The organism is Candidatus Zixiibacteriota bacterium, from assembly GCA_034003725.1.
Classification (GTDB): Bacteria; Zixibacteria; MSB-5A5; order GN15; family FEB-12; genus WJMS01.
Window position 1 is genome coordinate 154,824 of sequence record JAVEYB010000005.1, and the last position, 19,416, is coordinate 174,239.

Sequence of the window (19,416 nt, forward strand, 5' to 3'; positions counted from 1 at the left end):
GAGATGAATCACACATGACCCGCGGCGGCCCTTAACGGGCGGTCGCGGGTTTTTGTGTAATACATCGTCCCCCGGGCGAGCGCGCGGAAGGGCTGGGATTGATCCTTGACATCGAGCGGCCAACCAGACTAACTGTGCTCAGCACGCACCCGTCTTTCAAGGAGTCGAATCATGAACGCGGCGCATCTTCATTTGATCTTTAATCATGTACCGGTCATCGCGACTTTGTTCGGCTGCGGTTTTCTGCTGGTGGGCCTGCTGGCACGAAAGGACACGCTGATCCGGTCGGCTTTTGTGGTGTTTATCGTCGCCGCGGTCACGACCGTCCCCGCCTTCGTCAGCGGAGATGGGGCCGAGGACCTTATCGAACGCCTGCCGGGGATCGACGAGAAGTACATCCATGCGCACGAGGAGGCGGGAGAAAAGGCGCTGGTGGTTATGATTGCAGTCGGCGTGCTTGCTGGTGCGGGGCTCTGGGTGTTTCGGTTCATGAACCGTCTTCGTATCACCGCCGCGGTGATCATTCTGCTGGCCTCAATCGCCGCGGCCGGGTGGATGGCATACACGGCCAACCTCGGCGGAGAGATTCGTCATCCGGAAATCCGCCAGGATTTCGTACCACCGCCGCTCACGCCGGACGCAGGGTGATCGGGCTGAACGACCGGTCGTATACCCGTGAGACAACAGCGCAGCCCTGCATAGGCCGTGAGAGATCGCCAACAAATGCGACAGAAGAAGCCGCCCGGCAAACCAGGCGGCTTTTCTGTCGGCTAAACAGAGTCGTGCTTAGAAGTTGAACCGTACACCTGACCAAACGATGATCATCGAACCGGTCCCTTCGGCGTAGACCCAGGGCTGGTTGTCGGTGAGGTCCGCGTAGTCGAGGTCGGCGGTCCAGACCACATTCGGGGCGAGGGTGAATTCGCCGCCGAATGTCAGCCGCATGAGGGTGTAGTCGGAATCGGAGTACCCGTTCATCTCTTCAAACGTGAAGTCCTGCCTGTTTCGTGTTCGTCGGTCAGCGCAGTCGTGATCGGCTGATACCGGAGTGCCTCCCGCTCGTAAAAAAACGTGAACGGAGCCGGCGAATTGCACAGGTCGCGACCGAGTATTTCGCGTCGGCGCGCTTCGAACGGGCCGCGCGAGGGTAGCTGTACCGGTTGATACGCTCGTACCCGGCCAGCACGGTCAAACCCGACCATGCGATCCTCTCAGGGGGTGTGCTCCAGCTCCCTTGCGGTACTGCAGAGGAGTCTACTTGCGGAGGCCGCGTGCGTAAATCGGGACGTTGTTTGCGACCACCTCTTCGGGCCCGAACAACTTGCCTTGCATCCCCCGCCAGAGCGTCCGGCCCAGTGCGCAGTCGAACACCATCCCGATATAACAGCGGGCCGTGATTTCGTTGTTCTTTTCCACGATCGCCCCTGCCCGATACAGACGGTCGAGTTGCGCCGCGAGGAATCGCACGTATGTGCCGCGGATGACGTCGTAGACCTTCCGCGCCTTGGTGTGCTCCTTCAGGGCCGAAAACAGCAACAGGCGGTGCATATCATCGTGGCGGGTGAAGAACGTGATGACGTGCGTCGCGACCGCGTGCAAGAGCACTTCGACGTCATTCTCCGATTCCAGTCGCGCGAACAGCGGACCGCAATCCATCCGCTCCTCGAGCGAATCCAGCACCGCGTCGTAGATGGCGTCTTTGGATACAAAATGCCGATACACCGCCGGTTCGGTGATGCCACAGACGCGGGCAAGTTCTTTAACCGTCACTTCGTCGAATCCCCGCCGGCTGAACAGTCGGGTCGCTTCCGCGACAAGTTGCGCTTTTCGGTCGATAGTCGACATAGCAGTCCTTGTAAGTTAGGACTAACTAAACCAGATATCGTCAACCTGTCAACGAAAATCGTCCGATTTATCTATTCTCGGGGCTGCAAATCGACCACTGTGATTCTATAACTAATTTATACGCAACAATATAAGAAATCCTCGCATGGTCTCGATGCGTTGCCGATGGCCGATAACGCCGCGCATTATGTGAAAAATATCACGAAATTGGGGCGGAGCGAAGGCGGCGCGATTTACTCGGCGGGGCGTGGCTCGACCATCACCGAGGTTTCCCGTTCGACGGTAACCAGTCCCGGCTTAGCTTTGCGGGGTTTGCGGACATACTTGCGCTGCGTGTAAATCACCGGCACGAGGGAGTCATTGCGGGCTTTGGAGTGCCACGCGGCGATAGCCGCCGTTTCCTCGATCTCGCGTTTCGACGGTTCGAAGGACTTGTTGGGAAACTTCATGACGACGTGTGACCCCGGGCATTGCTGCGTGTGGAACCAGTATTCGTAGGGGCGGGCGAATTCGAACGTCGTGCGGTCGTTGTCGGCGCCGTCACGACCGATATATATCGTCAGCCCGGTGGACAGGGTGTGCTCGCGATACGGCAGGCGGGCCACACTCTCTCTTTTGGCGGCCTCCTTCGGCATCAGCGACGCTATCTCCGCGCGGTATTTAGGGGCGGCCGCCTCGTACGAGCCTTCCAGTTCCGCCAGCATCCGGTTCAACTCGTCGAGTTCAGATCGAGTAATCTCTCGTCTCCTCACCAGCAAATCGAGGCCTTCCCTGCCCTTGCGATACTTGCGGAAATACGATTCCACGTTCTCCTGAGGGGGAAGGGCCGGGTCGAGACTGATCGTGATCGACTCGGTGTGGTCGTCGTACACGTCGTTCACCGTGATGGACGTCATGCCTTTTTGCAGCAGGTGACGGTTGATGGTGAGCAGTTCGCCGAGTTTTTTGAACGTTTCATAATCGGCGGCCTGTGCAATATCGGTTTCAATATTCGTCAGGCGTTTCTCGAGCCGCTTGACCGCACGTCCGACCGCCTGCAGGACCGACTGCTGTTCGGTTTCCTCCTCCCTGCTCACCTGTCGACGCTGGATTACTTCGAGCACCGCGAGTGAGAGAGTCTTGAACTTCTCGGGTTGTTCCTCGCGCGATTTCAGCTTGAAAGGATAGGCCTCCAGTCCACCGCGAATCTGGTACAGATAGCCGGTATCCGCCGCGACAAAACGACCGGCCATCTCGGCGAGGATCGCACGCAGGGCGCTGATATCTTCCGCGCGCAGGTCGGCCGGCTCGGCAAAGTCCAGGTCGGCCCGGCGAACGGCCTCGAGAGCCATCGTCCGATTAAACCCCAGAATGTGCTTATCCACGATGGCAAGAAGACCGGCTCCGGTGACGGTGCGGAGAAGGGTTGCGAGATTATCATCGGTCATCTGGAGCGGATTGAGCCGATGCGCCGGAAGGGGTGACGGCTCATAGCGGGAGCCGTCACTGTATTCGCGGTTGCGCAGGGTTCCCCGAAGGCCGTGTGATTCGTCGAGCAGCCAGACGTTGCCGTTGGGTCCGATAGCTTCAAAGGCGAGCCGGACCGTGGATTTGTCGGGACGCAGGAGTGACAGGTAGAAGATGCGGTCGAGCGCTGGGAACTCAACGCCGGAGACCAGCGAACCGTCGAGTCCGAATATCGGCCACGGTTTCTCTTTGGTATCCGGGCGGACTTTCCGCGCCGGCGCCAACACGACTCCGGACCCTGCCGGATGAAATACGAACGCGAGTGTCTGAACGGTTTTATCCTTTTTCACGACGAAGAAAGCCGCGCGTTCTTTTTTGAAGAACTCCGTTGCGACGATCTTTCCGCCGACAATTTCGCGGCTCAGTTCGCCGACGAGAGACAGGATGTGGAGTGCCGTTTGCATAGGGCGAATATACGTGCGGGGGCCATCGGACTCAAGCAGGCGATGCTATCGATCGAACGTGTCGGTCAGGATTGTTGCATGATCGAACGCCAGCGAAAGCGATCGCCAGTCCGATGTTTTCAGGGTATCGGCGGCATCGGAGTCGGCGCGAAGCGACCCGCCGACCGGCGCCGCGAGAAAGACAACCGAAACCGTATGGCCGCGAGGATCACGCGCGGGGTCGGAGTACACGCCGATCAGACGCTCGAGGCGGATATCCAGTCCCGTTTCTTCGCGGGCTTCCCGGACGATGGCTTGTTCGACGGTCTCGCCTATTTCGACGAATCCGCCGGGCAGGGCCCAAGACCCGGCAAACGGGGCATGACCGCGCTTGATCAGCACGATATCGCCATCGGGGTATAAGATAACCGCGCCGACGGTGAGGGCGGGTGATTTCACTGGCGAATCCTTCCGAACGGTGTTATTTGGAGCTGGTACCATTATCATCGCACGGAGGCAACTTATGAAACACGGTGCACGAAACAAGATTGAAGCGACCGTCACGTCGGTAAAAAAAGGTGACATTATGGCGCTGGCCAAGTTCCGGGTCGACGCGCCGCATGACATGGCCTCGGTACTGACGGTCGAGTCGGTCAACGACCTCAAGCTCAAGAAGGGAGACAAGGTGATGCTCGTCGTCAAGGCAATCCATGTTCTCCCGGTAAAAGAGGGATAGTCGGCCTGAAAGAGGGAAACCCGCAGCCGGGTTTTGACGTTTAAGGAGTGTGCGTTCGTGAGGCCTGAGGGATGGGTCCGCGTCGCATAGTCGGATTGCCGGGCGGGGCAGGATGCCCCGCCCGCTTTCTCATTAATGGGCCGATTTTCGGTTCCCTTTCAGAACTTCCGCTCAGCTCGCGATTTTCGATAATCCTCGTAGTCCGGGATCGTTCGTTCATACTTTTCGGTCATAATCGGCGATGCGATCAAAAAATCGGCCGTGATGCGGTTGCATGCCAGCGGGATATTCCAGATGACGGCAACGCGCAGGAGCGCGCGCACGTCGGGATCATGCGGGAGTGCTTCGAGCGGGTCCCAGAAGAAGATCAGGGTGTCGATTTCCCCTTCAACGATCTTCGCGCCGAGCTGCTGATCGCCGCCGAGCGGGCCGGAGTTGAAGGTCGTGATGTCGAGCCCGGTTTCGTGTTTGAGGAGGGCGCCGGTCGTCCCCGTGGCGAACAGGGTGTGGCCCTTGAGGAGGGGCTTGTTGGTATGAACCCAGTCGAGCAGGTCGCGCTTTTTGTGATCGTGCGCCACGAGCGCGATGCGCTTGCGCGAGGGCGTGTGCATTTTCAGATCGGCCATTGTTCAAACTCCGGGAGGTTGATGTCTTTGAACTTCACGATACAACGGCAAAGGGGCGTCGGGCGAGAATAAAGACGTATCGCAGGATGTCGTCACCGGGGGCGGGCCTGCAGAACGCGGAGTCCGCCAAGGGTGGACGAACCGTGGGGGCGGACCCCGGACACCATCTCACTCCCCGCGCAGAAATGCCTCCACCCGCTTGATCGACTCCTTGTCATCCCACCAGTACAGCAAGGCGAGCGCTTCACCGAACAGGCACCATCGGTAGTCGTCATGTTCTTTCGGATCGAGTGCAGGCTCGAAGTCGGACGGTGCGGTCGCTACGAAGACATGCTGGGTGATGGTCTCGACCGGTTGGTCGTACATGTCTTTGAAGAATTCGTCGACCGGAAACGTGTAGGTGTAGCCGATGGGTCGGAGCGTGTCGGCAGGCAATCCGGTCTCTTCGGCAAGTTCACGGGCAGCAGTCTGTTCGATCGTCTCCCCCGATTCAACGCCGCCCGTCACGCCTTGCCAGAAAGAAAGGCGCTTCAGGACGCGGTGGAGCATGAGGTATTGGCAGGTATCGCCGTGCGGTCGGACGACATAGACGGCGATTTGGATGGGGAGGCGCATGAGAGAAATGTATTAACTAAGGTGTATAGGTGCAAGTAGTCGGTGGGCGGCGTACGTGCAGGCGGACCGCGCCATTGTCATGTCGGTTAGCTTCCGGAGAATGGTAGAGTCGCCGACGTTCATCCGGAGGTTGTCGACGGTCATCCCGCCCGTGCTTTTGCGTCCGAGCCGAGGTCCATTTCCGAAAACCGACATGCTTTGTACACCGGTAAGGCGAGTGAAAAAACCCCGCCGGAACGGGCGGGGTTTGCGATGACATGACTGTCGGCGTCGGTAGCGTCGCGCTACTTTTTCGGTCCAATCATGTTCTCCGGCCGGACTTTCTGGTCGAACTCGTCCGCCGTCAGCAGACCCAGCGCGACGGCCGCTTCTTTAAGTGTGGAGCCATCGGAATACGCTTTCTTGGCGACCTTGGCCGCGTTGTCGTACCCGATATGCGGGTTGAGCGCCGTGACCAGCATGAGCGAGCCGTGCAGGTTCTTGTGGATGTTGGTCTTGTTCGCTTCGATACCGACCGCACAGTTTTCGTCGAACATCTCGCACGTGTCGGCAATCAGGCGAATCGACTGGAGCAGATTATAGATCATGACGGGCTTGAACACGTTCAGTTCGAAATGCCCGGTGGCGCCGCCCATATTAACCGCTACGTCGTTGCCGATCACCTGCGCCGCAACCATCGTCATCGCCTCGCACTGCGTGGGGTTGACTTTGCCCGGCATAATGGAGCTGCCCGGCTCGTTGGCAGGCAGAAGAAGTTCGCCGATTCCACAGCGGGGACCCGAGCCCAGCATGCGAATATCGTTCGCGATTTTCATCAGCGAACATGCAATGGTCTTCATGACGCCGGACGCTTCGACAATCGCGTCGTGTGACGCCAGCGCTTCGAACTTGTTCGGCGCCGTGACAAAGGGTTTGCCGGTCAAACGCGCGATCGTTTTGGCGGATCGTTCCGCGAACTCCGGATGAGTGTTGAGGCCGGTGCCGACCGCGGTGCCGCCCAGCGCCAGCGGATAAAGCCGTTTGAGGCAGTCGTCGATCCGGGCCAGTCCGTTGGTCAACTGCTGCGTGTATCCGGAGAACTCCTGCCCGAGTGTCAGCGGCGTGGCATCCATCAGATGCGTACGTCCGATCTTGATGATGTCCTTGAACTCCACCGACTTCTTGTGAAGGGTGTCGCGGAGCCGGGTCACCATGGGGATAAGCCTGCGATGAATCTCTTCTACCGCGGCGATATGCATCGCGGTCGGGAAGGTGTCGTTCGAGGACTGCGCCTTGTTGACATCGTCGTTGGGATGGACCGGCTTCTTGGAGCCCATCTCACCGCCGGCCATTTCGATTGCCCGATTGGATATCACCTCGTTGGTGTTCATGTTGGTCTGGGTGCCGGATCCGGTCTGCCAGACGACCAGCGGGAAATGGTCGTCGAGCTTGCCATCGATAACTTCGTCGGCGGCGCGGACGATCAGATCACCCTTCTCTTTGGGCAGGGTGCCGAGTTCCATATTGACCAGCGCGGCGGCCTTTTTGAGTATGCCCATCGCGCGGATCAATTCGCGGGGCATGCGTTCGCCGCCAATGCGGAAGTTCTTGAGGGACCGGGCGGTCTGAGCTCCGTAGTACCGGTCGGCCGGAACCTGTATCTCGCCCATCGAATCGGTTTCTGTCCGGAAATCCATCGCGCTCTCCTGCTTTGTCACAGAATTCACATAACAACCCGCCCAATATACGGGAAAGCGACGGCCGGGCAAGTCAGATTGCGGGGCAAAAAGGCCGGTTACTGCTCCACCCGCGCCAGGACCGATTCGAACGGATTCAGGGTGATCCGATTCGGCTGTTTGGCCAGCGGCGGCAGTGTGATGGTCTGCTGCGGGCGGTCTACCAACAGCCGGAGGTATGCTTTGCCGCCCCCTTTGAACTCAATCTCCACCGGCACGAACATCTGGAAGCCCTCCCCGACGCCGGACTGGGTGATGTCGCAGACAGCCTGGTACGTACCGTCGTCGCCGTCCGTAACCGTATACGAGAATTTGTACGTGGGGATGCTGGACCCGTAGACCCACTGGTCGAAGAACCAGCCCAGATCCATGCTGCAGTATTTCTCGGCGATTTGCCTGAAGTCATCGGTGGTGGCGCGTTTGCCGTAGAAGATCTCGTGCCATTCTTTCAGCATGGCAAAGAACCGGCTGTCATCGAGTGTCTGCAGATCCATCAGCATGTTGCGAAGCATGTGGAGCACATAGGCCCCTTTGCGGTAAATGCTCAGCTCCTGCAGCGAGATGGTCGTGTCGATGAGCGCTTCCCGGCCGGCGGCGGTCGCGAGGTCCTGCCCGCCGAGGATTTCGGCCGGCGAGCGGCGGAACCGCACCACTCCCGCCTGATCGTTGTCGGGGTTGTCGTCACCTCCGCCCAGAGTCGTGGTAAACTCCTCGACCTCGACATTCGAGCGGTGTTCCTGCAGCGTGTAGACACTGGCGATACCGGCTTCGGCCAGCGGCTCGACTGCCTTCATATTGTAGTCGGTTTCGGTCGATGCAACGCGCCGCCCGAGAGCGATCGGGACGGAGCGGGCGGGATCACTTCCCACGAACTTGCTCATGGCCTCGATGTCTTTGCGGTACTCGCGAAGCCACCAGAAGAAACGGTCGTTTCCTTCGGCAGCCTGCAGGTACAGCAGCGAGGAATAGACGGCGAAACTCTCGCTGAGCCAGCGATCGCGGTAGCCGTCGATCAGCACGCCGTCGCCCCACCACTGCCGCGCGACCAGGTTGGAGCGGCGCAGGCGCTGTTCCCCCCACTGGTCGGCGAGGTGTACCGCGTCCCAGTTCAGGTGGACGATACCGGGATGGCTCTCGCCGAACGGAACGAGCGTCTCGGAAACAATCAGTTTGGGCAGTCGGTAGGGTCCGAAATAATGTGTGAACAGCTTCAACGCCCCGCTGACATCTTCGGCGACGCGCTGACGCATCTGGCGCCCGCCCAGTCTTTTGTTGTCGGGGAGGTTACGCGAGACATCGCGCTTGAGCGTCTCGCTGATATACAGCTCGATCGGAGCGACATCGGTGGCATAGTCGTATTTCTCGAATTCCCCGATCGTAAACGAAACGGCGGGGACCGGATCGCGAACCACCCAGCGGGTGATGCGCTGGTCGTTGGCCGTCCGATCCTCGGTCTTTTCGCCGGAAGCGATAAACGCAAACACCGAGGGGGTCGTAAAGCGCATGTCAAACGTCGCACGCTGCATCAGACCGTGACGCGGGTACCAGTTGTCGCCGGCTTCCACGTTCATGATACCTTCGCGCCGCTCAACGATCTTGCCGCCGTAATAGAAGGTCAGCGCTCCGCTCTCTTCCTGATTCATCGGCCGGTCGAGAAAAAGGTACAACGAGTCGGTTTTATTGCCCCAGTCCGTGTAGCGCAAAAACGGCAGCGAACGGCCGTCGCCGTCAACTATCGAATCGACAATGGCCTCCTCGTTGAGGTCCAGCTGCAGCATCTGGGTTTCGCTCAGCAGGGTTTCGTAGCGCATGTCCGCCCGGCATCGCATGCCGCCACCCTGATCGACGACGCTCTCGATAACGTAGTGGGTGGGCCTGATTCGCTCCCGGTTAATACCGTTGATGCGACGGTGCGTTCGATCGGCGTACACGGAGTAACTGCACACTTCTTCCATGAAAAACGAGACGAAAAACTGCTTGTAGTCTTTCAGCAGCGCCACTTCCTCGCGGTCGGCGGGATTAAAGCGATAGAATACGTGGGTTGCGTCGTCCAGGTCGGCGTCGACCAGCAGAAACGGACGTCGCTGTGGAAAGGCGAGGTTGCGAAGCGTCTCGAACAGATACATCCGGGCTTCGTTGCGGACGAGGTGCGCGTGAAGTTCCTTTAGTTTCCCGTTGGCCTCTTTGTCCCACGGCGGGTTATCCGGCAGCGCCGTCCCGGCCTGCCTGATCCAGCCGGCAATGGAGTCGTTGAACAACAGCAGCGCGTATCGTGTCGGTCGGTTCAGTGAGTCGGACTTGAAGAACAACTGAAGCTGGTTTTGTTCGATTGGCAGCGGCGGCGCAAACTGGAACAGGGCGTCGCCCACGAAGAGCGCGCCCCAGAATCGGGATTGGCCGTCGATCGTCACCGGTTCGAAGAAGTACATCCGCCCCGATGCGATTCGCAGAGCGAAATCCTGACGCTCGAGGGCGTAATCCGACAACTCGTAGACTTCGGATGGTGCGGACGGAAGAGTTTCCATGACCCGGTACACCGCCGCCAGTTCATCGGCTGTCGCTCCAAGAACCTGAGTACCGAGACCGGCACCCACCGTCACCGCGACGGCCGTCGCTATCACCAATCGTTTCATCATCAACCTCATCGTATCCGTCTCAGAACCGCACGCTACGGGTCACGTCACTGTTTCACGCGGGCCAGCACCGCAGCAAACGGGTTCATCTTGATTTTTCTGACCGGTTTTTTGACATAGAGCGAAAACGGAGAACTCCGCTCGTCCACCCATTTCGCCGCGTAGTCTTTACTTCGATCCGCGTACTCAATTTCAAACGGCATCAGCATGCAAAACGACTCCGAGCCGCCGTCGCGGGTGACCCTGCAATTCGCCTGCCACCCGCCGGACACCGTATCTGCTACAATATCGTAAGCGAACCGGTATTCGGGCAACTCGTTATGATACACCCATTGATCGAAGAACCAACCCATGTCGGTCCGCGTGTGTTTTTCGACCATACGGCGAAAGTCGGTGGTCGACACCGCCCGACCCGCGTACGTGCCGTAGAAGTCGGCCAACATCGAGAAAAACCGGCTGTCGTCGCGGGTGGTCCAATCGGTCAGGCAGGTGCGAAGCATGTGCAGCACGAGCGCGCCTTTTTTATAGATGATCAGATCATAGTCGCCTTCGGTCCTGGTCGATGCGGTGCGCCGGCCGAGAATAATCGGACCCGACTCAGCACCATCGAAAAAGAGGTATTTCCGGGCCGAAATCACCTCGTCCGCATATTCACCGAGTTTATCATAATAACGCTCGTCGCCTTTCTCCTGTTGCAAATACAATAGCGATGCATACGTGGCGAATCCTTCGGAGAGCCACTGGTCGTGATACGTTTGGTAATCAAGCGAGCTGCCCCACCACTGGTGGGCGACCTCGTGTGAGCGGAACAGGTGGTCTTCGCCCCAGTGATCGGTGCTGACGAACGTATTGGCGCCCATATGGATGAATCCGGGAAACGACTCGCCGTGGGGATAGATGATTTCCCCGATTACAAGTTGCTCGAAGGGAAACGCACCGAACAGCTTCGAGAAGAGCCGCACGGCCCCGACAACATCTGACCCAACGTCTTTATATACGTTGCGGCCCGACCCCTTGAGGATGTACTGGTGGAGCCACTCGTTGTAGTAGAGCGCAACCGGCGGCAATCCCGAATCGGTAAAATCGTACCGCGTGAACCAGCCGACATTGAAGGAGATGTTACGCGCGGGCCGATCGACCGTCCAGCGTGTGTACAGGGTGTCGCCGGTTGTCGCGGAATCGAGCAGCTCGGCCGAGGCGATGAGTGTAACATCGCGGGGCGTCCGAAACTTCAGGCTGTACGTGTGCCGCTGATCGAGACCGTAACGGGGATACCACGATGCGCCCGCTTCGACTTTGAATTCACCGACCTCGCGCTTCGCGATATCGCCGTGGTAGAATAACGACAGGCTGATTGAGTCTCCGGCGTGCCGGACGTCGGGCAGCAGAACGAAGAGAGCTTCGGACTTGTGCGAGTCGCTGGTGTACCGCATGAAGGGCACGGGCAAGCCGTATTCGTTGCGGATACTGTCTACCTTGAGTTTCTCATGCAGCGCCATCGGAACGAATTGCACCGTGCTGTCACGCACGGTGCAGGCGACAGTCGCGCGGCCGCGATATTCTCCCCCGCCGCTGATTGTTGCGTCGATATCGATGTGGTGTACCAGCAGCTGGTCGGTCGACGCGCCGTTTATGGTCGCGTAGGTTTCATCGATATCGCTGACATAACTGCAGACGAGCTCCATAAACCGCTCGCCGGGGATGTCGTGGTCGCGATAGAGGCTGACCGGTTCCCGACGGTACGGGTCGTACATGTATGCCGTGAGACCGCGCCGCTTGATCCGGACAATGGACAGCAGGAACGGCTCGGATCGCGGGTGGACAATCGAGCGAAGCGCAGAGAAGGTGAAAGCGTGATTTTCGTTTTGCACCAGCGGCTCCAGGAATTCATCAAACGCCTCGCGGACCGACTTCTCCGGGCGCATCTGAACCGGGAGTCCATCGTCTTCGAGAAGACTGCGAATCGAGTCGTCGCACAGAAACAAGGCCTCGCCGACCGCCTCGTCGAGCGAGTCGACATCGTAGAATCGCCGAAGCTGGTCACGCTCGATCGAGACCGGCGGCACGAACCGGAAACGTGCCCGCCCTCGGAAATAGTACGCCCAGCGGACGGGTCCGGATTCGGTGGGCACCGGGCGGGCCGGGTACAGGGTCCCGGAGTCGATATGGAACGTATAGCTGTGGTGGACTATGGTTCGGCTGTCGATCTCGAGCGCGACCGTGTCCAGGCGGGCTTGCTGCATCTGCCGGAGCGCCTCGGTCCACACGGAGCTGTCGGCCGGCGGTTTCGCGGCGGCGACCGCGCAGAAAGCCGGGATCAGGGCTGTCAATCGAAGCCAGCGCATGGTGCTTACGGACCGGGCGGTGAATCGTAGGATTGCACGAATGCCATACGCTTGCTCAGCGCCGGGTGCGAGTAGAACCAGAATTCGATGATGGCCGGCGGATTCGGGTCGGACAGATTGAAAACCGACAGTTTGTCGAACGCACGCGCGGCATCCTCGCCCGACACGCCCGTGATATCCATGCCGTAAATGTCGGACTGGTGTTCCATGTACCGCGAGACCGAATTGGTAACCGGCTGGAAGACAAAGGTGATGATGGAAACGAATATCAGCACCAGGGGCAGCGAGGCGATATCCTCGAGCTTGTCGAATTTGAACGCACCCTGAAACATCCTGATCACCGGATGAATCAACAGGTCCATCAGCCAGAGCGCAAAGAGCATAAACACGATCAGGACGCCCAACCCCCACCAGATGTGGTTCATGACGTAGTGTCCCATCTCATGGCCCATGACGAACCGGATCTCGTCGAGCGAAAAGTGTTTGATCAGCGTGTCGTACAGCACAATCCGCTTGGTGTTGAACAACCCGGTGACGTACGCGTTGACTTTCGACGATTGCCGGGACGCATCGACTTCAAACACGTCGGAGCCGTGGATACCGGCTTTGTCGGCCAGCGCCAGAATTTCGGACTCGAGCTGTTTATCTTTCAGGGGCGTGAACTCATTGAAGATCGGGCTGATGAACACCGGGGAGATCACGACCACGACCACGACAAATGGAATGGCGCCAAGCGTAAACGCCAGCCACCACCGTTTCATGTAACCGACCAGCCAGTAGAAAAACCAGGCCGGGATGCTGCCAAGGACCAGCACGATTGCCAGATTCAGAAGGTCATCGGTCAGCCATTGCTGCAAGGTCTGGTTGGAGAAACCGAAATCATGCTCAACCATAAAATTGCGGTAGTAGTTGGCGGGGAAGCCGAGGATGTAGTCGGCGACCATTATCATGATGAAAAAGAGCCAGATGACGAAGAAACGTTTTCGGGCGGCGAAGGCCCAGGACCGGAACTTCGCCGAGAGCCCGGTGAACAGCAGAATAGCGAGCGTGAGGATTCCGATCCCGAAAGAGACAAACCGCCAGAGATTGTTGAACTGGGAGTAGGCGATCAGCAGCTCTTTGCGTTCGGGGGAGAGCGGGTAGATCGCGTCTTCGTCCGGCTGACTTGTTTCGGTCGCAGGAACGGATATCTCGTCGGCCGGGGATTCCACCGGTACGGGTTCAGACCCAGGGGCTTGAGCGACCAACGTACCGGCACAGAGCAGGACGAGTCCCGCCGCCAGCCAAATTACGGCATATAGAGTCTTCATATCGGGTTTCTCCCTGTCTCATGAGGAGACGTACGGATATGCTCAGGATTTGAAAGGAAACTAGGGTGCCGGGCGTGTCCAAGTCAACAAAATGAGCAACCATCCGAATGATTCGCGGTAGAACAGGTGGACAGCCGAAGCAGGTTTTTTCCCCGGGAGGGTTTCCATGCGACCAGCGATACCGTGCGTCGTATTGCTGCTACTGTGTCTTGCCGCCGTCAGTGTTTCCGCTCAGAGTCAGCCCGATCTCCGCGCGCTTCTTTCACCGACGCGCCCCGATACCTGCCGTAACTATATCCGAAATGCCCATGACTTGATTCCGCGATTGTATGACGATGGGAAGCTGGACTCGATCTGGCTGGTGATTGACTTCGTCGAACAGGAATGCGAGACGAGCTCATTCGGGCGACTCAAGACATTGCTTCGGATCGAATCGGGGGAATACGAGAGTGATCTGTGCGACTCGGCCCTGATCGATCACGTGCTTCACGGCTACTACCGTCGGGGCGATCGGTCTCCCGACTGGCTCACACTTCTGGTATGGGGTGAGCGGATTCCGATGATCGATACCTCGGCCTACTCGCGGCTGGTCGACAGCCTGACTACCCGGCTCATTCGGGAGACGGACTCTAGCAGCGTCGCGTATGTTATCATCATGAACTTGACGTACGACTACGCATTCATCAGGGAGAGACTCCACCGGGGAGCATACCCCGGCACCTGCCTTCAGGAAGCGTATGACCGGGAGATCGCCTTCTGGCTGGAGCGGCGGTATCGGGGGAGGATTCATCTGGCGGCGCTTGCCGGTATCTGGATGCCTCAGCAGGCCGCGAGTGCGCTCGGCAACAAGGCCGAAGCCGGGTTCAAGATCGGCTGGCGGGGAGATCGATGGGGGGCCGAAGGGACGTTGATATTTCGCTTTCTCGAGGCCAAACGGGAGTACGTGGTGCGTCAGGACGACAAAGAGGATCGCGGCCGGAGTTTTTTCGGCGGCTATGTAGGCGCTGACCTGGCGTATGAGGCATTTCGGTCGGAGGTTCATGCGGTCAGCCTGATCGGGGGAATCGGGCTTGATGGGTTCGGGCATGGGTCATCGAAAGACGACGACACCAGCACCGGCGGCGTGAACTCGCTGAACCTGAATATCGGCGCCGAGTATCGGCTGGCCTGCAACCGCACGCGAACCCGTTATGTCGGTTTGCAGGGGCGCTACAATGTGGTGAACTATGCAACCGGTGGTGGGACTGATTTGTCGGGCAATACCGTGTCGCTTGAGCTGGTTTACGGTGGTTTGAGCAACGCGGCTTCGAGTCGGCTGGACCGGTTGAAGTACTATGATTGATCTCGCGCGAGGTAGATTTCCACTACCCATCCCGGTACCTGGGTCTTATACTTGGGTCGACTGATCTGATGTTCAACTCCGGGAGGGTTCCTATGCGGGGAGTTCCGATTCATTCAATTGTATGCCTGTTGTCATTTGCAATTGTCTCAGGCGTGTTGGCACAGGAGGACACCACCGGCATGCATGCTTTGCTGACCGAGCGGTCGACGGAGAAGTGCGACGAGTATGTGTTCAACGCGATGTTGCTCATACCGGACATGTATCAACGCGGCCAGTCGGACTCGGTCTTGCAGCTTATCCGTTTCATAGAATCCGAATGCGATTACAGAACGTTTGCGTCGCTGAGAGAGCTCATCGCCATCTCGCACGGTGATTTCGATGGCACACTGTGTGACAGGCTTACCGTCTGTTCCCTCATCGGTGATGTACCGGGGTACGGGTGTTTCGGGATCTACTATGTTCCCTCTGACTGGATTCAAAGGAGATACAACGGTCCACCGTCTCAGAGGTACGCCGACTTTGAGGATTCTCTCGCAAAGGAACTGCTCCGTGAGACCGACAGCACCACAGTCGCTCATTACTGGTTGCGACATTTCACGGGTGACGATTCATTCATTCTCCGCCACCTTAAAGCACGAGACTGCCCCGAGCCATGCCTGCAAGACGCCTACGATACGAGGGTAGCGGAGCTTTGTACCGAGCAGTACAACTTCCGTGCGCATCTGGGTATTATCGTGGGAGCGTGGATTCCACAGGACGAGGCCGATGTGCTCGGACCAAAAGCCGAACTGGGCGCCAGGGCCGGGCTGTATGCCGGCCGATTTGGATTTGACGCCACGCTCGTTCTCCGATTCCTCCGCGCCCGCGAGGAATTCGTCATCATGGACAACGACCGACCAGACAGCGGCAGGAGTTTCTTCGGCGGATACTGCGGCCTCGACTGCTCATACGAGTTGCTGAGGTCGGACCGGCATTCACTTGGTCCGCTGCTGGGTATAGGCTACGGCTGGCTCGGCCATGCTGAAAGCGGTGACAACAGCAGTCGTCCCTATGCCGACGTACTTGACCTCAATGTTGGCTGGACCTATCGATTCGCTTACAACAGAACGCGAACAAAGTACCTCGGGCTGTCACTGCGGTTTAATCCGGTAAATTTCGGGACGGCCGGTGGCACCGATTTGTCGGGAGACGCGTTCTCAATAACCCTCATTTGGGGGTGGCTGTCTCATCCCTGGGCAACCGGAGAGTTAGAAAGATTGGGGCATTTCGAGTGAGTTCCTCAAGAGGAGACTCACGCATACAAAAAGCCGCTCTCTGATTCCAGAGAGCGGCTTCGTGCTTTTCGGATCGTCAGCGTCGCTTACGCGTTGCCTTCTTCGGGTGCGTACACCGAAACCTGTTTACCCTTCTTGCCGACCCGCTCGAACGTAACAAAGCCGTCGACCTTGGCAAACAGCGTATAGTCGGTGCCGAGCCCGACATTGACGCCGGGTTTGATCGGCGTGCCGAGCTGGCGGACGATAATCGAGCCGGCCGAGACAAACTGTCCGCCGTAGACTTTCGTGCCGCGCCGCTGGGAATTGGAGTCACGACCGTTTTTCGACGATCCTACACCTTTTTTGTGAGCCATGACGCTGGTCCTTTATCCACTATTCTTTTTTGTCGCATCCGAATCCGGCGGTTCGAGACACAGCTCGGCCCCGGAGCCTGCTAATATAGCAGATGGGTCCGTTTTGGCAAGCGGAATTAATAGCCTGTTATTACGCAACGAGTTGCGGCGATCAAACAGAGCGGCCGGAATCAAATGATTCCGGCCGCTTGCGGTTCTATCAGTCAATCGAATTTTCGACTAGCTCGTCGCAGGCGTGCCCTTCTTGCTCGTTTTGGGCTCGGCCTGATTAAACGTAAAGGTCAGCCGTTCCGTACTGGCCCCGATAATCAGGTCCAGATCGCCGGCATATTGCCCGCGCAGGATTTCCTCGGCCAGCGGATCTTCGAGATATTTCTGCACCGCCCGTTTCAGCGGCCGGGCGCCGTAGGCCGGATCAAATCCCTTTTCCACCAGGAATTCCTTGGCCTCGGCGGTCAGCTTGAAGCTGATACCCTTCTCGGCGAGCTGCTTGGCGACATCGACCACGAGGATTTCGATGATCTGCTTGATGTGATCCTTTTCCAGCGAGTGGAACACGATCACTTCGTCGATTCGGTTCAGCAGTTCGGGGTTGAAGGTTTTCTTCAGTTCCTCGCGGACCTTCTTGCTCATGGTGTCGAAGGTCAGCACGGAATCATCGGCGTCGAACCCGACCGTGCGATCATCGCGCAGACGCTTGGTGCCGATGTTCGATGTCATGATCACGACGGTGTTTTTGAAATCCACCTTGCGGCCGAAAGAGTCGGTCAACTGACCGTCATCCATCAACTGCAGCAGGATATTGAACACGTCGGGATGCGCCTTCTCGATTTCGTCGAGGAGGACGACGGAGTACGGTTTGCGCCGCACTTTTTCGGTCAACTGCCCGCCTTCCTCGTAGCCGACATAGCCGGGGGGCGCGCCGATCAGCCGCGACACCGCGAATTTCTCCATGTACTCCGACATGTCGATCCGAATCAGCGAGTCGACGTCGTCGAACAAAAATTCGGCGAGACACCGCGCCAGCTCGGTTTTGCCGACACCGGTCGGGCCGAGGAAGATGAAGCTGCCGATCGGCCGGCGGGGGTCGCCGAGCCCGGCACGCGCGCGACGGATCGCCTTGGCGATTGTCCCGATCGCCTCATCCTGGCCCACAATCTGTTTGCGAAGTTCGTCTTCCATGCGAAGCAGCCGCTGTGACTCGGCTTCCTCGAGCCGGAACAGAGGAATGCCGGTGATTTTCGCCAGCACGGTAGCGACATCGTCGGCCGTCAGCGTGATCTTTTCCTTTTCGCGCGCCGCTTCCCAGACTTTCTGCAGGTCGGCCAGTTTTTCCTTTTCGGCCTTGATCTCGTCGCGCAACTGCGCAGCCGTTTCAAAGGCCTGGTTTTTGACCGCCTGTTCCTTGTTTTGCTGCAGTTCCTGGACCCGGGCTTCGATCTCGGTGAACTCCTCGGGGCGGGTGAATGTCGACAGGTGCGCGCGCGACCCGGCCTCGTCGATCAGGTCGATCGCCTTGTCGGGCTGGAACTTTCCGGAGATATACCGATTCGACAGCCGCACCGCCGCGTCGATGGCCTCGTCGGAAATCGTCAGCTGATGATGCTCCTCGTACTTGGGACGCAGCCCCTTGAGGATGGAAATCGTGGCTTCTTCGCTCGGCGGTTCCACCATGACCGTCTGGAAACGGCGTTCCAACGCGCCGTCCTTCTCGATGTACTTGCGATACTCGTTGAGGGTGGTGGCCCCGATACAGCGAAGTTCGCCGCGCGAGAGAGCCGGCTTGAAAATATTCGATGCATCCAGCGAGCCCTCGGCGCCGCCGGCGCCCACGATCGTGTGAAGCTCGTCGATGAAGATAATCACATCGGTGGAATTCGTGATCTCGGTCATGACCGCTTTGAGCCGCTCTTCGAACTGGCCGCGGTATTTCGTACCGGCCACCAGTGAGGCCATGTCGAGTGTGACCACCCGCTTGTTTTCGAGCGTTTGCGGCACGTTGCCTTCGACAATGCGCTGGGCGAGACCCTCGGCAATCGCGGTTTTGCCCACTCCGGGCTCGCCGATCAGCACCGGGTTGTTCTTCTTGCGGCGGGAGAGTACCTGACAGACGCGTTCGATTTCGTACTCGCGTCCGATAATCGGATCGAGCTTGCCGCGGCGGGCCAGCTCGGTCAGGTCGCGACCGAAGTGATCGAGCGCCGGGGTCTTGGATTTTTTGCGTTTTTTCTTGAACGACGACGGTTTGCCGTTATTGATATTTTTCAGTTCTTCGTAGGCTTCTTTGTAGTCGATCTCATAGGTCGACAGGACCTGGGCGGCGACGCCCTCTTCGTCCTTGAGAAGCGCCAGCAGGATGTGCTCGGTGTCGATATCTTTGGACTTGAGCGCCCGGGCTTCCTGCCCCGATACCTCCAGCGTCTTTTTGGCGCGGGCGGTCAGCGGAAGCTGCCCCATTGTCATGGTGCCGCCGGACGGCTGCACGACTTCTTCGATGGCGCCGCGGAGATCGTCCATATCCAGGCCGAGATTGCCCATGATATCGACGGCGCGTCCTTCGCCCAGACGGATCAGCCCCAACAAGAGATGCTCGGTACCGATGTAGTCGTGCCTCAAGCGGGAGGCCTCATCGCGCGCATACTCAATCGCCTTGCGGGCAGACTCGGTAAACATCTCATTCATTACTGATCATCCTTCCTCTGTGTCTGTCTCCACATTCGCACATCACAG

16 protein-coding genes are annotated in these 19,416 nt (G+C 58.5%); 4 read left to right on the plus strand and 12 right to left on the minus strand.

The features are described from left to right. Nucleotides 1-171: 171 nt before the first annotated feature. Entirely contained in the window at nucleotides 172-648 is a 477-nt protein-coding gene (locus RBT76_08070; GenBank protein MDX9857728.1) for a hypothetical protein, read from the plus strand. A 138-nt stretch (nucleotides 649-786) separates the two neighbouring features. Here the strand turns inward: RBT76_08070 and RBT76_08075 are convergent, their stop codons facing one another. From RBT76_08075 to RBT76_08090, 4 genes are all read right to left on the minus strand, one after another. Next, nucleotides 787-978: a hypothetical protein gene (locus RBT76_08075; GenBank protein MDX9857729.1), complete on the minus strand. Its 192-nt coding sequence runs from the start codon at nucleotides 976-978 to the stop codon at nucleotides 787-789. A 276-nt stretch (nucleotides 979-1,254) separates the two neighbouring features. Beyond that, complete coding sequence (locus RBT76_08080; protein MDX9857730.1) at nucleotides 1,255-1,845, minus strand: TetR/AcrR family transcriptional regulator; 591 nt, start codon at nucleotides 1,843-1,845, stop codon at nucleotides 1,255-1,257. A 233-nt stretch (nucleotides 1,846-2,078) separates the two neighbouring features. Next, a complete protein-coding gene (locus RBT76_08085; GenBank protein MDX9857731.1) occupies nucleotides 2,079-3,755 on the minus strand; it encodes an NFACT RNA binding domain-containing protein in 1,677 nt (558 codons plus the stop codon). Nucleotides 3,756-3,800: 45 nt separating this feature from the next. Beyond that, entirely contained in the window at nucleotides 3,801-4,193 is a 393-nt protein-coding gene (locus RBT76_08090; GenBank protein MDX9857732.1) for an NUDIX hydrolase, read from the minus strand. Between the two features lie 64 nt (nucleotides 4,194-4,257). Here RBT76_08090 and RBT76_08095 point away from each other — a divergent pair, with 64 nt between their 5' ends. Then, nucleotides 4,258-4,470 (plus strand): TOBE domain-containing protein, encoded by a 213-nt coding sequence (locus tag RBT76_08095; protein MDX9857733.1) that lies wholly within the window; start codon nucleotides 4,258-4,260, stop codon nucleotides 4,468-4,470. Between the two features lie 158 nt (nucleotides 4,471-4,628). On the opposite strand, the gene RBT76_08100 is transcribed toward RBT76_08095, so the two are convergent. From RBT76_08100 to RBT76_08125, 6 genes are all read right to left on the minus strand, one after another. Continuing rightward, nucleotides 4,629-5,096, minus strand: a complete 468-nt coding sequence (locus tag RBT76_08100) for a methylglyoxal synthase (GenBank protein ID MDX9857734.1) — start codon at nucleotides 5,094-5,096, stop codon at nucleotides 4,629-4,631. Between the two features lie 168 nt (nucleotides 5,097-5,264). Then, nucleotides 5,265-5,711, minus strand: a complete 447-nt coding sequence (locus RBT76_08105; GenBank protein ID MDX9857735.1) for an NUDIX domain-containing protein — start codon at nucleotides 5,709-5,711, stop codon at nucleotides 5,265-5,267. 284 nt (nucleotides 5,712-5,995) lie between these two features. Then, a complete protein-coding gene (gene fumC / locus RBT76_08110; protein MDX9857736.1) occupies nucleotides 5,996-7,387 on the minus strand; it encodes a class II fumarate hydratase in 1,392 nt (463 codons plus the stop codon). 98 nt (nucleotides 7,388-7,485) lie between these two features. Further along, a complete protein-coding gene (locus tag RBT76_08115; GenBank protein ID MDX9857737.1) occupies nucleotides 7,486-10,062 on the minus strand; it encodes a hypothetical protein in 2,577 nt (858 codons plus the stop codon). Between the two features lie 44 nt (nucleotides 10,063-10,106). Next, nucleotides 10,107-12,404, minus strand: a complete 2,298-nt coding sequence (locus RBT76_08120) for a M1 family aminopeptidase (protein ID MDX9857738.1) — start codon at nucleotides 12,402-12,404, stop codon at nucleotides 10,107-10,109. Between the two features lie 5 nt (nucleotides 12,405-12,409). Continuing rightward, nucleotides 12,410-13,714, minus strand: coding sequence for a M48 family metallopeptidase (locus RBT76_08125; GenBank protein MDX9857739.1), 1,305 nt, complete (start codon nucleotides 13,712-13,714; stop codon nucleotides 12,410-12,412). 166 nt (nucleotides 13,715-13,880) lie between these two features. Between RBT76_08125 and RBT76_08130 the strand changes: the two genes are divergently transcribed. Together RBT76_08130 and RBT76_08135 are read left to right on the plus strand one after the other, a co-directional pair. Continuing rightward, the gene (locus RBT76_08130; GenBank protein ID MDX9857740.1) at nucleotides 13,881-15,056 is read left to right on the plus strand and encodes a hypothetical protein; all 1,176 of its coding nucleotides are present in this window, start codon (nucleotides 13,881-13,883) and stop codon (nucleotides 15,054-15,056) included. A gap of 179 nt (nucleotides 15,057-15,235) precedes the next feature. Further along, on the plus strand, nucleotides 15,236-16,330 hold the full coding sequence (locus RBT76_08135) for a hypothetical protein (protein MDX9857741.1): 1,095 nt from the start codon (nucleotides 15,236-15,238) through the stop codon (nucleotides 16,328-16,330). A gap of 86 nt (nucleotides 16,331-16,416) precedes the next feature. On the opposite strand, the gene rpmA is transcribed toward RBT76_08135, so the two are convergent. Continuing rightward, on the minus strand, nucleotides 16,417-16,686 hold the full coding sequence (rpmA, locus tag RBT76_08140) for a 50S ribosomal protein L27 (protein MDX9857742.1): 270 nt from the start codon (nucleotides 16,684-16,686) through the stop codon (nucleotides 16,417-16,419). A 219-nt stretch (nucleotides 16,687-16,905) separates the two neighbouring features. Continuing rightward, complete coding sequence (locus tag RBT76_08145; GenBank protein MDX9857743.1) at nucleotides 16,906-19,368, minus strand: ATP-dependent Clp protease ATP-binding subunit; 2,463 nt, start codon at nucleotides 19,366-19,368, stop codon at nucleotides 16,906-16,908. Nucleotides 19,369-19,416: the final 48 nt, after the last annotated feature.